The following is a 16139-nucleotide window of genomic DNA, read 5'->3' on the forward strand; positions in this document are numbered from 1 at the left end:
ACAACAAAAAAGGTCTAAATCCATTTTTGCTGATGCAGATATTCAGCAATCTGCACGGCGTTGGTGGCGGCACCTTTACGCAGGTTATCTGCAACTATCCACATATTCAATGTGTTAGGTTGAGTTTCGTCTCTACGTATACGTCCTACGAACACTTCATCCTTTTCATGTGCATCTTTTGGCATCGGATATTTCTGATTTGCAGGGTCATCTACCACTATCACACCAGGCGTGTTTGCAAGTATATTACGTATCTCCTTCAGTTCGAACTCTTTATCAAAAGCGACGTTTACAGATTCACTGTGACCTCCGATAACGGGGATACGTACAGTCGTTGCTGTAACACGAATAGTGTCATCTCCCATGATCTTTGTTGTTTCCTTCACCATCTTCATTTCTTCCTTCGTATAACCATTATCGAGGAAAACATCAATCTGTGGTATAACATTTAAATCGATAGGATAAGGATAAGCCATCTCTCCGTTTATACCTTTCCGTTCGTTCATTAACTGGTTTACCGCTTTTACGCCGGTACCGGTTACCGATTGATAAGTTGATACAACTACTCTGTTGATTTTATATTGCTGATGTAATGGATTCAGCACCAACACCATTTGAATAGTAGAGCAATTTGGATTTGCAATGATCTTATCTTCAGGGGTCAATGTTTTACCATTGATTTCAGGGACTACCAGTTTTTTGGTAGGGTCCATTCTCCAGGCAGAAGAATTATCAATTACTGTAATACCAGCAGCTGCAAATTTAGGAGCCCATTCCAGGGAGGTACTACCACCTGCAGAAAATAATGCAACATCTGGTTTCATGGAAATCGCCGTATCAGCATTTACCACCTTATAAGGCTTGCCCTTAAATGTTACTTCCTTACCAACAGACTTCTCAGAGGCTACGGGAATCAGCTCTGTAACCGGGAAATTCCTTTCCGTCAACACTTGTAACATTTTTGTGCCTACCAGTCCGGTGGCTCCTACTACGGCAACTTTCATTGTTTTACATTTTAAATTTTTGGAAATGCAAATTTAAGGTAACCAATGCGGTTTTCAATGCCATATACAGAATCATAGAAATTCACTAATTTCCGGCCTTAACCGACCAAAATTTTTAAAAAATGCGATTTCCCATTGTTTGTTGCTGCCTGTTGCTGCGGGTAGTTGGCACCTATGCTCAGCTACAGGAGCATTTTAGTTACCCGCACATAGACTCGGCCGTTTCCTGGAAAGGCACTGATACTGCCTGGCAGGTGAAGAATGGCATGCTGCAAAGCCATTTCCGGCAGGCCAGCAGCAGTTTCTATGTTGTCACGCCTTCTTTTGCCACTGCTCCCTATAGCTGGGAATGGTGGATGCGGCTGGACTTTAATACCTCTTCCCTTAATTATGCAGATGTTTATCTGATGGCAGATTCTGCCAACCTCTTATCAACTGCTGTTAAAGGGTATTTTGTGCGTATAGGGAATACCAAAGATGAGGTGTGCCTTTACCGAAAAAGTGTAAATGCGACACCAATAATGATGATTGATGGCAGGGATGGGATCACAGACCATTCATCCAGTGTTTTAAAAGTAAAGGTAATTTGTGATGAAGACTATAAATGGAGCTTATGGGTAGATGATAGCGGTACAGGTATTAATTATATGTTGGAAGGCAGTGTGAAAGATTCCTCTTTGAGAAACGCCCGGTATATGGGGTTTGCTGTGAAACAGTCTACGGCTTCTTTTTTTGAGAAGCATTTCTTTGATGATGTGGTAGCCGGTCGCTTAGTGAAAGATACTGTAGCTCCGGAGTTATTATCACTACAGGTGGTAGGCGACAGGGAGCTGGACCTGTGTTTTTCTGAACCATTAGACAGCAATAGTGTTTATATGGAGGGAGACTTTCTTATAAATGACGTTCAGGCCCCTGCTTCCCTTGTTTTTCAGCATAGCTGTATCAGATTGTTATGGGATAGTCCATTTCCGAATGGAGATAGTTGCCGGTTAACTGTCAGAGGGGTCCGGGATATGACTGGTAACCAGGTAGCACCCGTTAATACCTCCTTCCTTTATTATAAGGTTGGTACCGGTGATGTGGTGATCAATGAGATATTATATGATGGTACACCTGAATTTGTTGAGTTGTATAACCGGGGAGTAAATGCGGTGAACCTGAAAGAGCTGTACTTTTCTAAAGGGAAACCGGGAGATTCGGTCGCGTTGAGCAGTACCGGTTTATTATTATTACCAGGGGCCTATGCGGCTTTCACTTCAGACGAAGAGGCATTATGTATGCGGTATCATTGTAAACAACCGGAGAATATATATAAGATGGCCCTTCCGGCGCTGATCAATAAGGAAGGGACCATCATATTACTGGGACCGGGAGGGGCTATCCTTGATGAATTGCATTATTCTGATGATATGCAGTTTGCTCTTGCTGATAATACCAAAGGCGTTTCACTGGAGCGGCTGGATGCCGGAATGCCAACACAGGACCCTCATAACTGGCATTCCGCCGCCTCTACGGCTGGTTATGCCACACCGGGCAGTGTGAACTCCCAGCAATTGCAGACAGCGGCCTTACCGGGAGAGCTGACTATCACACCGGAAATATTTTCTCCGGATAATGATGGTAAAGATGATGTGGCAGTGATCAGTTATGCACTACCAGCACCTGGTTACGTAACCAATATTACTGTTTATGATGCCGGGGGAAGGCCGGTCCGCTACCTGCAGCATAATACTTTACTGGGGTTGAAGGGACAAATGATATGGGATGGATTGGGTGAGTCCAATAAGATACTGCCCAAAGGTATATACATAGTGTTTACTGAGATGTTTGATCTGAAAGGGCAGGTGAAGCGCTGGAAACTACCAATAGTACTGGCAAAAAGGAGCAACTAGTTGCTCGTGTCAAAGAGATCATTTGTCAGAGTCAATTAATGTAGGTAGATTAATTAAGCGAATCATTTTGAATTAATTATTCATTAAATGCACTTATTCGTCATTATAAGCTAATTAAGGCAAATCATCAATTTGTCGGATGAAAACGATTTTTTATATTTGCCTTCCTAAAAATTTGAACATGCAGTATAGAGAAATAGTTGCAGTAACCGGTTTGGGTGGTTTGTTTCAATTGATCGCCAGCAAACAGGATGGTGCTATCGTAAGATCTCTGGAAGACAAGAGCACCCGGTTTGTGAGTTCCCGCGTCCATAATTTTACCCCGTTGGAAAGTATTGAAGTATTTACCACAGGAGAGAACGTGAATCTGTCAGAGGTTTTTAAAGCCATGCAGGATCAGGAAGCGAAAACGGCCCCACTTGATGCGAAAGCCGATAATAATGCTGTCAAAGCTTACTTCAAAAACGTATTCCCTTCCTTTGATGAGGACAGGGTATATGTGAGCGATATGAAGAAGATGGTTAAATGGTATGTGATCCTTAAAGCGAACGATCTCCTGAGATTCGATGAAGTAGCTGAAGAAGGTCAGGAACCAGTTGCTGAAACTGTTGAGGCAGAAGCGCCGGCAGCAGAAAGTACGGCTAAGAAAACAGCCAAGCCTAAAAAAGCAGCAGCGAAAGAAGAAGACGCTCCTGAAGCCTCCGCTGAGAAAGCTCCGAAGAAAGCCAAAGCTAAAAAGGAAGAGACTCCTGCTGCTGAAGGTGAAGAAGAGCCTAAAAAGAAGGTTGTTAAGAAGAAGAAGACCGAAGAATAGTAGCAATATATTCATTGCCCGATGCCTGGTGCCTTACGCGAATGCGTTTTGCGCCAGGCATTTGCATTTGAACAAGTAGTGGTGGGTAGTGCACCAGTTTCGATTTTCCTCAAAATATATCCCAAATAATTGGAAATCAGTTTATTTTGAAATGGCATATCTGTTTTTTGCCATAATATAATGGCTTCCCTCTCCGTACTATTCAGGACTTATACAAATTAACAGTGTCATCGGAGAGAGTTCGGAGAGAGTCTAGGTCTTGAGCATACGTTGAACATACGTTGGACATAGGTTGAACATACTTTGATGATGCTTCAGAAACGACCAAAGTATGTTCTACCTATGTTCAACGTATGTTCAAGATATAGACTCTCCCAAAACACTTTCCGAACACTCGATGTCTTCCTGATGATACCAGCTTGTCTCCTGGAAGGGGTTAATAAATCAACCAGAAGCACTACCTGGCGGTGTTATTTTAACTAATATTCATAAAAATTGGTAACTTTCTGATAGGATAGTACTCTGAATAGTATAGAGATTCTAAGTTCCTACGTTCATCCTACGTTCTGAACGTAGGATGAACGTAGGAACTTAGAATCTCGGGTATATATCAGTAGTATCTCATCTGTAAGGATTGATTCATAATTTCTTATTTTAGTAAGATGAAGACATTAGACGCAAATATTGAGAAACAGCCCCGGACCCTGTTGCCGGAAAATTTTACAATTACCACCTGGGATGCCTTGCAGCCTTATTTCGAAGAGCTGCAGCAAAGACCACTAGGAAATGTATCTGAGCTGGAACAATGGTTAAAAGATGTCAGTGAGCTGGAAGCTGTAATAAGTGAGGATGCCTGCTGGCGTCAGATCCGCATGACCTGCGATACCACAGATAAGGTGCTGGAAGATGCCTTTACCTACTTCTGCATGGAAATTCAGCCTAAGCTGCAACCTTATGCTGATGCACTGAACAAAAAACTACTGGCCTGCGAATGGGTAAAGGACCTGGACCAGGAATTATATGCTACTTACCTGCGCAGTGTACGGAAACAAGTGAAACTGTTCCGGGAAGAGAATGTGCCACTGCTGGCAGAACTGAGTGTAATGTCTCAGCAATATGGCGCTATTGCCGGTAAGATGACCATCAACGTGAACGGACAGGAATATACCCTGCAACAGGCTGCCAGGTTCCTGGAGAACAGCGACCGTGCACTGAGAGAGGAAGTGTTTGGCAAAACGGCCGCCCGCCGGCTGGAAGACAAAGCTGCTTTCGATACATTGTATACTGCCCTGGTAGAAAAGAGAGACCAGGTAGCTAAGAATGCCGGTTTTGCCAATTACCGCGATTACAAGTTTGAAGAGCTGGGCCGCTTTGATTATACCAAAGAAGATTGTTTCCAGTTTCATGCTGCCATCAAAGAACATATTATACCACTGGTGAAAAACCTGCAGGAAAAGCAACGTGAGAAGCTGCACCTGGATATACTGAAACCCTGGGATACAGAAGCTGAACCGGCAGGTGTCAAACCTCTGGAACCTTTCCATACCGGAGAAGAACTGGTGAATAAAGCCATCGAGACCTTCGACGAACTGGGGCCTTTCTTTGGTAACTGCCTGCGTGTAATGCAGCGGATGGGACGCCTGGACCTGGACAGCCGTAAGGGCAAAGCTCCCGGTGGATATAACTGCCCGCTGGCAGAAACCGGTGTACCATTCATCTTCATGAACGCTGCCGGACAAATGAAAGACCTTACCACTATGGTGCACGAAGGTGGACATGCGGTACATTCTTTCCTGAGCCATCACCTGAAACTGAGTGCGTTCAAGGAATATCCTATGGAGATCGCTGAAGTGGCCAGCATGAGCATGGAGTTGTTTACGATGGACTACTGGGATATCTTCTTCAAGGATGGGGAAGAGTTACGCAGAGCTAAACTGCAACAGCTGGAACGCTCTATCTCCATATTCCCATGGATAGCTACTATCGATAAATTCCAGCATTGGGTATATGAACATCCACATCACACCGTAGAAGAACGTACTGCTAACTGGATTCAGATCCTGAATGATTTTTCTACTTCTGCAGTAGACTGGACTGGCTGGGAAGATTATCGTGCTATCAGCTGGCAGAGGCAACTGCATCTGTTTGAAGTGCCATTCTATTATATTGAATACGGGATTGCTCAATTAGGAGCTATTGCTATGTGGAAGCAGTATAAAGAAAACAAACAACAGGCGTTGGATAATTACGTAAAGGCGCTTAGCCTGGGTAGTACACGTACATTACCTGAGTTGTATAAAGCAGCGGGAATCAGGTTTGATTTCTCTCCTGATTATGTAAAAGAGCTGGCGAATTTTGTACAGCAGGAAATTGATAAGATCAGTTAAACATAATTTTCTCTAAATAGAAAAAGCTCCGTGAGGAGCTTTTTCTATTTACATTCTTTACATACCCCGCTTACTACCACATCAATATTGTGTGCGGCATACCCTTTGGGTAATTGTATCTCAGGCACAGTGGTCTCATCCAGACAGATGGTATTACCACATTCTTCACATTTGAAATGGATATGATGATCATGATGATCATGTTCGGAACAATCCGATTTGCAAAGTGCGTAACGTATAGAGGTATCCGTAGTAGGGATGCTATGAATGATTCCTTTATCAAGGAAAGTTTGTAAGGTGCGGTAAACTGTAACGCGATCAAAACTATGACCGGCCAGTTTTTCAAAACTACTGTGTTCCAGTGCGCCATTGCTGTCTATGAACAGCTCCAGTATCTTCACGCGTGTATCTGTTATGCTGAGATTACTGGCTCTGAGCATATCTGTAATACTTGCTTTAGTCTTGTTGCTCATGATGCATTTATTCTTTTACTATTCTTTCAGAAGGCGGGCTATGTCAGAGATCAGTTTATCTACATCAGGTTTTTTAGTCCCTTCATATAATCCTCTTACTCTTCCTTCCCCATCTACCAGCGCAAACCATTGGGTATGTACAAAGTCGTCCTCACCGGTGTAAGTACCATCATCTACCAGGTATCCCTGACGGGCAAGGTTATACAGTTCTTTTTTGGTGCCGGTAAGGAACCACCAGTTTTTCGGGTCGGCACCATGTAATTCTGCATAGGCCTTCAATACAGGGACACTGTCGTTTTCGGGATCTACGGTATGCGATAATATACGGAAGTCGGGTTCATTTTTGTAAACAGCGTATACTTTCTGCATGTTGGCATTCATCTTAGGACAAATACCGGTACAGGTCGTAAAAAAGTATTCGGCCACATATACCTTTCCCTTCACATCATTATTGGTAATCGTGCGGCCTTCCTGGTTCACAAAAGAGAAGCCCCCGATATAATGCCCGTTTGTTCCCAGCACGGGTAATTTCTCTTTCCCAAAGAAACTTCCCTGCTCTGACTTAATCACATAACCGGAATAGCCAAGAAAAACTATACCAAGCAGGGCAAAGAAAACTATATAAAAAACAATCTTTTTAGACATTCCACCAATCATTAATTCTATACAAAGGTAGTACACAATTAGCTAATTATGTTTATGCAGCAGTGTTGCGTAAATAACTATATTGACAACGGTCCCAATACCGTTTTTCCGGAGAATTACACACTATTATTTAGGCTAGCCTAAATAATAATTATCTATTAGTGAAATAATAAAAATAAGTTTGTAAAAAATATATTTAATGGATAGAACTTCTACTCTCTGGCGGATTCTTTTGCCGGGCTTATTTATACTCCTTATTTCCAGTGAGGCTTTTGGGCAGCAGGGGACCATCCGGGGGAAAGTGACGACTGGTGGTCTGGCGGTCGAATTTGCCAATATTGTCATTCCCAGGCAAAATACCGGGGCCACTTCAAATGCCTCCGGGCAGTTTATTATAAAGGATGTAACTGCCGGTACATATGAGTTGACCATTTCGATGATGGGATACCAGACGGAAAAAGTAAAAGCAACGGTAACTGCCGGGCAAACGGTGGTGCTGAATATCAGTTTGAAAGAGGACTTGTCCAGATTAAATGAAATTGTAGTGACGGGTGTTTCGCGGGCTACCGCCGTGAGAAAGAACCCTATTCCCATTGCGACTATTGGCAAAAGGGAGATGAACATGAATGTGAACAATAACATTATAGATGCTATTATCAAAGGGATTCCGGGGGTAAGCGCAGTTACCACAGGGCCTAATATTTCGAAACCCTTTATAAGGGGCCTGGGATATAACCGGGTATTGACGCTGTATGATGGGGTAAGACAGGAAGGGCAGCAATGGGGAGATGAACATGGCATTGAAGTAGACCAGTATGGAATTGGCCGGGCTGAAGTGGTGAAAGGGCCTGCCAGTCTTACCTATGGATCTGATGCACTGGCGGGGGTAATTAATATGATACCCGATATTCCTGTTGGAGAAGAGGGAAAGCTGAAAGGAAGTTTTCTGATGGATTATCATACCAATAATGGCATGGCGGCTTCTTCCCTGGGATTAGCCTACCGGAAGGGTGATTGGAAATATGCGTTCCGGGCTTCGGGAAAGATGGCGCATAATTACCGGAACAAGGTAGACGGGTTGGTGTACGGAACAGCTTTCCGGGAGTATAATCTTTCTGCGATGGCCAGGGTGGATAAGTCATGGGGATATTCTGTATGGGGCGTTACCGCGTACGATAACCAGCAGGAGATACCGGATGGCAGCCGTGATTCGCTGAGCCGGAAATTCACCCGGCAGATATATGAAGCGCCGGAGGATGATCTCAGGAATCGTCCTATTGTCCCCGATGATCTGCTGAACGCTTATAAAATCAATCCGCTGCATCAACATATACAGCATTACAGGGTGTATAACCGCAGTAAGTTTGGAGATGTATATACTACTATCGGTTTACAAAAGAGTATCCGTCAGGAGTTCAATCACCCTACTTTACCGGCACAACCCGGACTGGATGTAGTATTAAATACACTCAATTATGATGTGCGGTATAATTTTCCGGTGTGGGAGGGCATTGAAACTACAGTAGGCGTGAATGGTATGTACCAGGTGAATAGAAGTAAAAATGCGACTGATTTTCCCATTCCGGATTATAACCTGTTTGATATCGGTGGCTTTTTCTTTGCGAAGAAGTCTTTCGGGAAACTGGATGTTTCAGGTGGATTAAGATATGATAACCGGTATATTCATTGGAATGATTTTTATGTAGGACCGGATGCCGGTAATGGTTTTAACCGGAAGGTCACTTTGCCGGATACGGCAGGAGCCAGTTTACAGTTCCCGTCATTTACACATCATTATAGTGGAGTGTCAGGAAGTTTGGGTGTTACCTATAATATCAGTGAGCGTTTGTTGCTAAAGGCAAATGTTGCCAGGGGATACCGGGCGCCGAATATCACAGAGATAGGTTCCAACGGACTTGATCCGGGAGCGCATATCGTTTATTTGGGGAACAGGGGATTCAGACCTGAGTTCAGTTTACAGGAGGATATTGGTTTCCTGGCTTACCTGGAAGACCTGGATATCAGTGTGGAGATGTTCCATAACCAGATAGAAAATTATATATATCAGTCGCTGTTGTATGATGCCAATGGTCAGCCGGTGGTGATCGTACCTGGGAATGCAACGTATCAGTACCAGCAGTCGAAGGCGCAGTTATATGGAGGGGAAGTGAGTGTAAACCTGCATCCGCGTAGCATTAAATGGCTATCGCTGAATAGCAGTGCAGCCTATACGGAAGGATTGAATAAGAATGATGCATTGATCAAAACGCATGGGGATCAGGCGCGGTACCTGCCTTTTATTCCGCCGCTGCATGTGCGTTCAGAGTTAAGGGCGGTGATGAACAGGAGTTACGGCATCTTCTCAAAGATATATGGAAGAGCAGAGGTGGATGCGTATGCTGATCAGTCGCATTTTTATGGGGTAGACCATACGGAGACTTTTACACCGGGGTATACCTTAATTAATCTGGGGGCTGGTACTACACTGACTGGCAGAGAGGGGAAAACGGTTTGTGAGTTGTTCCTGCAACTGGATAATGTGTTCAACACTGCCTACCAGGCGAATATGAACCGGCTTAAATATTTTGAATATTATACGGCATCGCCGAACGGGCGTTCCGGTATATATAATATGGGAAGAAATTTTAGTGTGAAAGCGATAGTACCTTTCTGATATGCTGCGTCTTTTGGCGCAGCACTACATTTTGAATCCCAGCTTAATGCCTATCTGCAGACTTGGCAGTATGCTTACAAGTCGTCCGTTGTTAACCTGTACAGCTCCATTTTCAAGATTAAAATTCTGGTAGCGGTATATTTTGGTGCGGACACCAATACCGACAAATGGATCGAGGACCAATTTATCTTTCTGAATTTGTCTTCCCAGTAGTAACTGTAATCCGAAAACGTTTTTATCACCGGATTCTTTGTAGAGGGTATTATTGAGTGTTACTTCCTGGTTGGGATAGAATACTTTCTTATAGAAGAGGACGGGTTGAAAATAGGTGCCCATTACGCGGGACAGGCCATCTCTTGTAGAAAAGATATACCAGCGCATACCTGCACGGAAGCCGAGGCCGCGGGCATCAACAAATTGTTCTGTGCTGATATCCGGTTTTTTCTGACCGATGTCTACTTTTTTTGCCAGCACATAATCGGGATAATCTGTATAGATACCACTGATTCCTAATTCAAGGCTTATTTTTTCTGTGAGTTCCTGTTCAAGAGAGATGTCCAGTTCATTAATGAGGGTAGCCGGATTTACCTTCAGATAAGTAGCTCTGCCAATAGATTTAGTTGTCTGGGCAAATGTTGCCAGTCCGCTAAGAATAAAGAGGCATGTAACAAGCAGTGGCTTTTTCATACAATTGTGCGCAGTTTAACAGTAAGGATTTAGCTTGTAAAGAGGATTATTTAAAAGCTTATAACTCATAAGGAAAGCTAAAAATCTGTGCCATTTCAAGTCAATAATCGTTCCACAATTACCGGGTACCACTGGTGTTCCAGCACCAGTACTTTAGCTGCCAGGCTTTCAGGAGTATCGTCTGGAGTGATGGTACAGCGTTCCTGTAAGATAGGTGCGCCATCATCATATTTTTCATTCACATAATGGATGGTGATGCCACTTTCTTTTTCGCCTGCACGGATAACGGCTTCATGAACGAAGTGTCCATACATGCCTTTGCCTCCGTATTTGGGAAGAAGGGCGGGATGGATATTTACGATATGGCCGGGGAATGCCTGTACGAGGTTGGCGGGTATTTTCCAGAGGAAGCCAGCCAGCACGACCATATCAATATTCGCCTGTTGCAGTTGTTGTATATAATGGTCTGTATGAAAGAATAATTCTTTTTCTATGAGGATGGAGGGGATGTGTTCTTTGTCTGCTATCTGTAATACGCCTGCTCCTGGTTTATTACAAACGATCAGCGTGACCCGGGCGATACCTGAGTTCCTGAAATGGTCGATGATCTTTTGTGCGTTACTACCTGTGCCCGAGGCGAAGATGGCTATATTTTTCAAAGTCTCTTTTATTAACAGGCGCAAAATTAATTAATAAAGGGGAGATGTGGAGTGTATGATTAATGAAGGATTTTCATGGGAAGAATGGGAATATACGGTAAAATGATACCAGTAGACAACTTTAAGTGTAGGGGAAGGTTATAAGATACAGGATACTGACATAAAAAAGAATGAAAGAGACATTGTATATGTATTAATATATAAACACATTGCAAACCGAAGGCGCCGACATGACATTTATCATATTTTTTTTCATACAAAATATATTGAGGATTACGTGTTTCCCCGCGATATATATAGGTAAAAGGATTGAGGGAAGCAAGTAAGAAATTTTTATAATTGTTGATAAATTGTCAATATTGTGTCTTATTTTTGTGAGCACTTTTAAGAAACTTAAGGTCAAATCTAAACTAAATAGGCTGTGTATCGTCGTGTTTCCATTCTTATGCGTAAGCATTTTGTGAGTGTTCTTGTCCTATGCGTGGGTATGATTGCGTCCTTCTCTGCAAGGGCAGCAGGAGATCCTACTAAAGGCAAGGCATTATTTCAGCAGAATTGCGCATCCTGCCATAATGTTCATAAGCAACTTACTGGTCCCGCTTTGCAAGGCGTGGAAGAACGTTGGTCTGATAAGAAATTATTACACCAATGGATCCATAATTCTGCATCGGTACTGGCTTCTGGTGACGCGTATGCGAATACGTTGTTCAACCAGTTTAATAAGACCTCTATGACTCCGTTCCCTAATCTTACAGATGGGGATATTGATGATATCTTGTCTTGGATTGCTCAGGAAAGTAAAAATACTCCTACAGACGCTAAAACTACCGGTACTACTACCACTACAAGTGGTGGTGAGGAAGAAGGTGGCAACGGTCTGTTGTTTGGTATCATTACTTTGATACTTGCAGTTGTAGCGCTGATCCTGATGCAGATCAACAGTAATCTGAACAAGCTTGCTTCTGAAAAAGAAGGTGTGGCAACTCCGGAACCTGTTCCATTCTACAAGAACAAGGCTTACATCGCACTGGTAATAGTACTGTTGTTTATCGTTGGTGGTTACTTCACTATAAATGGAGCGATCGGCCTGGGCAGACAGAAAGACTATATGCCACAACAACCTATCTTCTATTCTCATAAAGTACATGCCGGTATCAACCAGATTAACTGTCTGTATTGCCACGCAGGTGCAGAGAAGAGTAAGCATGCGATGATTCCTTCTGAGAATATCTGTATGAACTGTCACAAGGTGATCAGTGATTATAGTGGTCCTCAGTTGTTCACAGCAGAAGGTAAGAAGGTAAATGGCAGTGCAGAGATCCAGAAATTATACGACCATGTTGGTTGGGATAAGACTGCTAAAGAATATACTAAACCAGGAACACCTATTGAGTGGACAAGGATCCACAACCTGCCTGATCACGTTTACTTCAATCACTCTCAGCACGTTGTAGCTGGTAAGCAGCAATGTCAGACCTGTCACGGAGCCATTACTGAAATGGATGAGGTGCATCAGTTTGCTGATCTGTCTATGGGATGGTGTATTAACTGTCACCGTACTACTAAGGTGCAGTTTGCTGACAATAAATACTACAGCATTTTTGAGAAGTTCCACGAACAGGTGAAAGAAGGAAAGATAGACAGTGTTACTGTTGAGATGGTGGGTGGTACTGAATGTCAGAAATGTCACTATTAATAAATAATAGATGAGGGATAAGATGATAAGGAAGCTACTTACATCCACTTCATTGTACAAATTATAATCCGTAACTCGTTAGTATAAACAACATGGAGCAAAAAAAGTATTGGAAAGGCTTGGAGGAGTTGCACAATACCAAGGAACATCAGGAGACTGTGAATAACGAATTTAGAGAGGATCTGCCTTTTGAGGAGAATGAAAGTTTGCTGAATGCTACTACCCCCCGCCGGGATTTCCTGAAATACCTGGGGTTCACAACAGCGGCTGCTACTATTGCTGCCAGTTGTGAAACGCCTATCAGAAAAGCTATACCTTATGTAAATAAGCCGGAAGAAATTACTCCCGGTGTACCTAACTATTACGCTTCCACATACGCTGTAGACGGAGAATTCGTTCCACTGGTTGTTAAGACCCGTGAAGGACGTCCCATCAAATTAGATGGTAATGATCTGTCTTCTGTAACAGGTGGTGCTTCATCTGCAAGGGTACAGGGTGCAGTATTAGGTTTATATGATGCCGCACGTTTACGCTACCCTACTATCAATGGAACGGAAACAACCTGGGCTGAACTGGACAAGCAGGTTGGTGCTGCGCTGTCTGCTGTTGGTAGTTCCCCTGTTGTATTACTGACTTCTACTATTATCAGTCCTTCTACCAAGAAAGTGATTGCTGGTTTCCAGACCAAATATCCAGGCTTCCGTCATGTAACTTATGATGCGGTATCTTATTCCGGTCTGTTACTGGCTAACGAAGCTTCTTACGGAAAGAGAGCATTACCTGCTTACCACTTTGAAAATGCAAAGGTGATCGTAAGTTTAGGAGCTGACTTCCTGGGAACATGGATCAACCCTACAGAATATTCCAAACAATATGGTGTTAACCGTAAGATCGATGAGAAGAAGCCGGAAATGAGCAAACATTTCCACTTCGAGAGCATGATGAGCTTAACGGGTGCCAATGCGGATGAAAGATATACACACAAACCATCAGAAACCGGTGCAGTAGCACTGGCTTTGCTGAATGCACTGGGTGGTGCGGTTAGCGCTCCTGCAATTGCAGACAAGCGTTTAGCGGCAGGTATCCAGAAAGCAGCCCAGGCATTAAAGGCCGGTCAGGGTAAAGCACTGGTAGTAAGTGGTTCCAATGATGTGAATGTACAGATCGTAGTAAATGCTATTAACAACCTGATTGGTGCTAATGGAACAACTATCGACTGGGCATCTACAGTAGGTTACCGTCAGGGTATTGACGGAGACATGGTACAACTGGTGAAAGACCTGAACGCAGGTAGTGTTGGCGCTATCATGGTTTATGGTGTGAACCCTGCTTATGATTACTATGATGCAAAGGCTTTTGCAGAAGGTATCAAGAAGGCTAAACTCAGCGTTACTTTCAACGACCGTAAAGACGAAACATCTGAATTATGTAAATATGCGGCGCCTGCGCATCACTTCCTGGAAAGCTGGGGAGATGCTGAAGCAAGGACCGGATATTACAGTTTTATACAGCCTACCATTGCACCATTGTTCAAAACACGTGCATTTGAAACAACCTTACTGACCTGGAGTGGTTCTACCACTACCTGGGAGGATTTCCTGAAGAACGAATGGCTGACCCAATTGGGCGGACAGGAAGCATGGGATAAGGTGTTACAGGATGGTGTGGTAGAACCGGCTACAGCGCCTGCGCTGGGTGGTGCTACTTTCAGCGGAGATGTAAACAGTGCTGCTGCGAAGATCAACAGTGCTAAAAAAGGTGGTAAGTTAGAACTGGTATTGTACGAAAAGATCGCGATTGGTAATGGTAAGGAAGCCAACAACCCATGGTTGCAGGAAATGCCTGATCCTATTACCCGTTCTACCTGGGATAACTACGCAGTTATTTCCAACACACTGGCGAAGACATTCGACATGCAGTTGGGTGATGACTACGAGATCAACGCTGATAAGAAAGTATTAAAGATCAAAACTAACGGTAAGGAAATCAGCCTGCCATTACTGATACTGCCTGGTATTCATCCGGAAGTGATCGCCATTGCGGTAGGTTACGGTCGTAACATGAACGCTGGTAAAGCAGCAGGTGGTGTAGGTAAGAATGCTTATCCGCTGGTTAGTTTCAATGGTCAGACTTTTGACTACTTCGCTACTGAAGCAACAGCAGAAGCAACCGGAGAGAAATATGATCTGGGTGTAACACAGACGCATAACAGCTACGAAGGTCGTCCTATCGTAAAAGAAACCACGCTGGAAGAGTTCATCAAGAACCCTAAGGAAGTGAATGAAGACCGTGAGGAATTAAAACAATACGGTCCTGATTTCCGCAAAGATGGTACGCTGTATCCTGATGTACATCACTACCCTGGTATTAAATGGGGTATGTCTATCGATCTGAACACCTGTTTTGGTTGTGGTGCATGTACCATTGCCTGCCAGGCTGAAAATAACGTAGCAGTAGTTGGTAAAGAGCAGGTAGTAAAGGCGCATGAAATGCACTGGATCCGTATCGACCGTTATTTCAGCGGTGATGAGAACAATCCGGAAGTAGTGTTCCAGCCTATGTTGTGTCAGCATTGTGATAACGCTCCATGTGAGAACGTTTGTCCGGTAGCTGCTACCAACCACAGTTCTGAAGGTTTAAACCAGATGGCTTACAACCGTTGTATCGGAACCCGTTATTGCGCCAACAACTGTCCTTTCAAAGTTCGTCGCTTTAACTGGAGAGATTTCAATGGAGCTGACAGTTTCGAAGATAACCTGTATGATGTAGGTGGAATGAATGACAGTCTTACCCGTATGGTACTGAACCCTGATGTGGTTGTACGTAGCCGTGGGGTAATGGAAAAATGTTCTTTCTGCGTACAGCGTTTACAGGATGCTAAGCTGACTGCAAAGAAAGCTGGTCGTCCGATGAAAGATGGTGAAGCAAAAACTGCATGTCAAACCGCATGTTCTGCAGGAGCTATCGTATTCGGTAACGTAAACGATAAAGAAAGCCGCATCTCTAAAATCCGTAACGAAGAACAGACTAACAGGATGTACTACGTACTGGAAGAGCTTCACGTGTTACCTTCCATTAACTACCTGGCTAAGATCAGAAACAAAGATGCTGAGCCAAAGGCAGAAGGTAATCATGAAGAACATCATGAGGCAGCAGCAAAGCATGAAGCATAGGCTTTAAGCTGAACTGTAAAGACAAACGAAAGATT

At 43.6% G+C, this 16139-nt stretch carries 11 protein-coding genes; 6 read left to right on the forward strand and 5 right to left on the reverse strand.

The window, feature by feature from the left end; translation table 11 throughout:
- Nucleotides 1-14 precede the first annotated feature (14 nt).
- Nucleotides 15-1004: an aspartate-semialdehyde dehydrogenase gene (locus GO495_RS18635; RefSeq protein WP_157301231.1), complete on the reverse strand. Its 990-nt coding sequence runs from the start codon at nucleotides 1002-1004 to the stop codon at nucleotides 15-17.
- A 122-nt stretch (nucleotides 1005-1126) separates the two neighbouring features.
- On the opposite strand from GO495_RS18635, the gene GO495_RS18640 reads away from it, so the two are divergent.
- From GO495_RS18640 to GO495_RS18650, 3 genes are all read left to right on the forward strand, one after another.
- On the forward strand, nucleotides 1127-2896 hold the full coding sequence (locus GO495_RS18640) for a lamin tail domain-containing protein (RefSeq protein ID WP_157301232.1): 1770 nt from the start codon (nucleotides 1127-1129) through the stop codon (nucleotides 2894-2896).
- Nucleotides 2897-3077: 181 nt separating this feature from the next.
- On the forward strand, nucleotides 3078-3710 hold the full coding sequence (locus GO495_RS18645) for a DUF5606 family protein (protein ID WP_157301233.1): 633 nt from the start codon (nucleotides 3078-3080) through the stop codon (nucleotides 3708-3710).
- A 662-nt stretch (nucleotides 3711-4372) separates the two neighbouring features.
- The gene (locus GO495_RS18650; RefSeq protein ID WP_157301234.1) at nucleotides 4373-6097 is read left to right on the forward strand and encodes a M3 family oligoendopeptidase; all 1725 of its coding nucleotides are present in this window, start codon (nucleotides 4373-4375) and stop codon (nucleotides 6095-6097) included.
- A gap of 44 nt (nucleotides 6098-6141) precedes the next feature.
- Here the strand turns inward: GO495_RS18650 and GO495_RS18655 are convergent, their stop codons facing one another.
- A complete protein-coding gene (locus GO495_RS18655; RefSeq protein WP_157301235.1) occupies nucleotides 6142-6570 on the reverse strand; it encodes a Fur family transcriptional regulator in 429 nt (142 codons plus the stop codon).
- 18 nt (nucleotides 6571-6588) lie between these two features.
- Nucleotides 6589-7215: an SCO family protein gene (locus GO495_RS18660; protein ID WP_157301236.1), complete on the reverse strand. Its 627-nt coding sequence runs from the start codon at nucleotides 7213-7215 to the stop codon at nucleotides 6589-6591.
- A gap of 199 nt (nucleotides 7216-7414) precedes the next feature.
- On the opposite strand from GO495_RS18660, the gene GO495_RS18665 reads away from it, so the two are divergent.
- Entirely contained in the window at nucleotides 7415-9889 is a 2475-nt protein-coding gene (locus tag GO495_RS18665; RefSeq protein WP_157301237.1) for a TonB-dependent receptor, read from the forward strand.
- A 24-nt stretch (nucleotides 9890-9913) separates the two neighbouring features.
- Here the strand turns inward: GO495_RS18665 and GO495_RS18670 are convergent, their stop codons facing one another.
- Together GO495_RS18670 and purN are read right to left on the reverse strand one after the other, a co-directional pair.
- Nucleotides 9914-10576: a hypothetical protein gene (locus GO495_RS18670; protein ID WP_157301238.1), complete on the reverse strand. Its 663-nt coding sequence runs from the start codon at nucleotides 10574-10576 to the stop codon at nucleotides 9914-9916.
- Nucleotides 10577-10671: 95 nt separating this feature from the next.
- Entirely contained in the window at nucleotides 10672-11235 is a 564-nt protein-coding gene (gene purN, locus GO495_RS18675) for a phosphoribosylglycinamide formyltransferase (protein ID WP_089783622.1), read from the reverse strand.
- Between the two features lie 445 nt (nucleotides 11236-11680).
- Between purN and GO495_RS18680 the strand changes: the two genes are divergently transcribed.
- Complete coding sequence (locus tag GO495_RS18680; RefSeq protein WP_240915259.1) at nucleotides 11681-12931, forward strand: c-type cytochrome; 1251 nt, start codon at nucleotides 11681-11683, stop codon at nucleotides 12929-12931.
- 92 nt (nucleotides 12932-13023) lie between these two features.
- A complete protein-coding gene (locus GO495_RS18685; RefSeq protein WP_157301239.1) occupies nucleotides 13024-16104 on the forward strand; it encodes a TAT-variant-translocated molybdopterin oxidoreductase in 3081 nt (1026 codons plus the stop codon).
- Nucleotides 16105-16139 lie beyond the last annotated feature (35 nt).

Origin of the sequence: Chitinophaga oryziterrae (assembly GCF_009758125.1) — a bacterium.
GTDB classification, from domain to species: domain Bacteria; phylum Bacteroidota; class Bacteroidia; order Chitinophagales; family Chitinophagaceae; genus Chitinophaga; species Chitinophaga oryziterrae.

What these genes read in the sequence shown, in the direction of transcription:
- GO495_RS18635 (WP_157301231.1), bottom strand. Translation starts at nt 1,004, where the DNA reads ATGAAAGTTGCCGTAGTAGGAGCCACCGGACTGGTAGGCACAAAAATG.
- GO495_RS18640 (WP_157301232.1), top strand. Translation starts at nt 1,127, where the DNA reads ATGCGATTTCCCATTGTTTGTTGCTGCCTGTTGCTGCGGGTAGTTGGC.
- GO495_RS18645 (WP_157301233.1), top strand. Translation starts at nt 3,078, where the DNA reads ATGCAGTATAGAGAAATAGTTGCAGTAACCGGTTTGGGTGGTTTGTTT.
- GO495_RS18650 (WP_157301234.1), top strand. Translation starts at nt 4,373, where the DNA reads ATGAAGACATTAGACGCAAATATTGAGAAACAGCCCCGGACCCTGTTG.
- GO495_RS18655 (WP_157301235.1), bottom strand. Translation starts at nt 6,570, where the DNA reads ATGAGCAACAAGACTAAAGCAAGTATTACAGATATGCTCAGAGCCAGT.
- GO495_RS18660 (WP_157301236.1), bottom strand. Translation starts at nt 7,215, where the DNA reads ATGTCTAAAAAGATTGTTTTTTATATAGTTTTCTTTGCCCTGCTTGGT.
- GO495_RS18665 (WP_157301237.1), top strand. Translation starts at nt 7,415, where the DNA reads ATGGATAGAACTTCTACTCTCTGGCGGATTCTTTTGCCGGGCTTATTT.
- GO495_RS18670 (WP_157301238.1), bottom strand. Translation starts at nt 10,576, where the DNA reads ATGAAAAAGCCACTGCTTGTTACATGCCTCTTTATTCTTAGCGGACTG.
- GO495_RS18680 (WP_240915259.1), top strand. Translation starts at nt 11,681, where the DNA reads ATGCGTAAGCATTTTGTGAGTGTTCTTGTCCTATGCGTGGGTATGATT.
- GO495_RS18685 (WP_157301239.1), top strand. Translation starts at nt 13,024, where the DNA reads ATGGAGCAAAAAAAGTATTGGAAAGGCTTGGAGGAGTTGCACAATACC.